The 1,245-nt window shown below is 67.3% G+C and carries 2 protein-coding genes; both read left to right on the top strand.

Annotated features, from left to right (window positions below):
• Positions 1-798, top strand: a 798-nt coding sequence (locus ACOADB_RS24650) for a carboxyl transferase domain-containing protein (protein ID WP_378605076.1), incomplete at its 5' end; no start/stop codon positions are given.
• 13 nt (positions 799-811) lie between these two features.
• The coding region (locus ACOADB_RS24645; protein WP_378605073.1) for a biotin carboxylase N-terminal domain-containing protein at positions 812-1,245 on the top strand (434 nt) is incomplete at its 3' end.

Genomic DNA, 1,245 nt, shown 5'->3' with positions numbered 1-1,245 from the left:
TACGCCGAGCCCGACCTCGACCCCGAGGACCTGCTCGACCTGATCCCGACCGACCTCAAGGAACCGTTCGACCCGCGCGAGGCGATCCTGCGGATCGTCGACGGGACGGACGCCACCAACGAGATCGCGTTCGACGAGTTCAAGCCGCTCTACGGTTCGTCGCTGTGCGTCGGCTGGGCCCGGTTGCACGGCCACGAGATCGGCATCATCGCCAACGCCCGCGGCGTCCTGATGAGCGAGGAGGCCCAGAAGGCCACCCAGTTCATCCAGCTGGCGAACCAGAAGGACACCCCGCTCCTGTTCCTGCACAACACCACCGGCTACATGGTCGGCAAGGAGTACGAGCAGGGCGGGATCATCAAGCACGGCGCGATGATGATCAACGCTGTCTCCAACTCCACGGTGCCGCACCTGACCGTGATCATGGGGGCGTCGTACGGCGCCGGGAACTACGGCATGAACGGCCGCGCCTACGACCCGCGGTTCCTCTTCACCTGGCCGTCCGCGAAGTCGGCGGTGATGGGTCCGGCACAGCTCGCCGGCGTGCTCGAGATCGTCGCCCGCGAATCGGCCGAGAAGAAGGGACAGGTCTTCGACGCCGACGGCTTCGTCGCCGTCAAGGAGATGGTCGAGGGGATGATCGAGGAGCAGTCGCTGCCGTACTTCCTGTCCGGAATGGTCTACGACGACGGCGTCATCGACCCGCGGGACACCCGCACCGTCCTGGGCATCTGCCTGTCCGTGATCGACAACCAGCCGATTGAGGGCGCCATGAACTTCGGCGTCTTCAGAATGTGACGGGGAACCTTCGATGACCACCATCAATCGTCTGCTCGTCGCCAACCGCGGCGAGATCGCGCGCCGGGTGTTCCGCACCTGTCGCGACCTCGGCATCGAGACCGTCGCCGTCCACTCGGACGCCGACGCGGGGATGCCGTTCGTGCTGGACGCGGACAGCGCGATCCGGCTGCCCGGCAACACCCCGGCCGAGACCTACCTCCGCGCCGACCTGATCCTCAATGCGGCCCGTGCTGCCGGCTGCGACGCGATCCACCCCGGCTACGGCTTCCTGTCGGAGAACGCCGACTTCGCGCGCGCCGTCGCCGAGGCCGGTCTGGTCTGGATCGGGCCGGCGCCCGACTCGATCGAGCGGATGGGCTCGAAGATCGAGTCCAAGAAGCTGATGGAGGCCGCCGGCGTCCCGGTGCTCGGCAACTTCACGCCGGACACGGCTCGCGACGACGA

Origin of the sequence: Nocardioides sp. CPCC 206348 (assembly GCF_048654705.1) — a bacterium.
GTDB lineage: Bacteria > Actinomycetota > Actinomycetes > Propionibacteriales > Nocardioidaceae > Nocardioides.
This window is presented reverse-complemented; position numbering and strand designations above follow the sequence as displayed.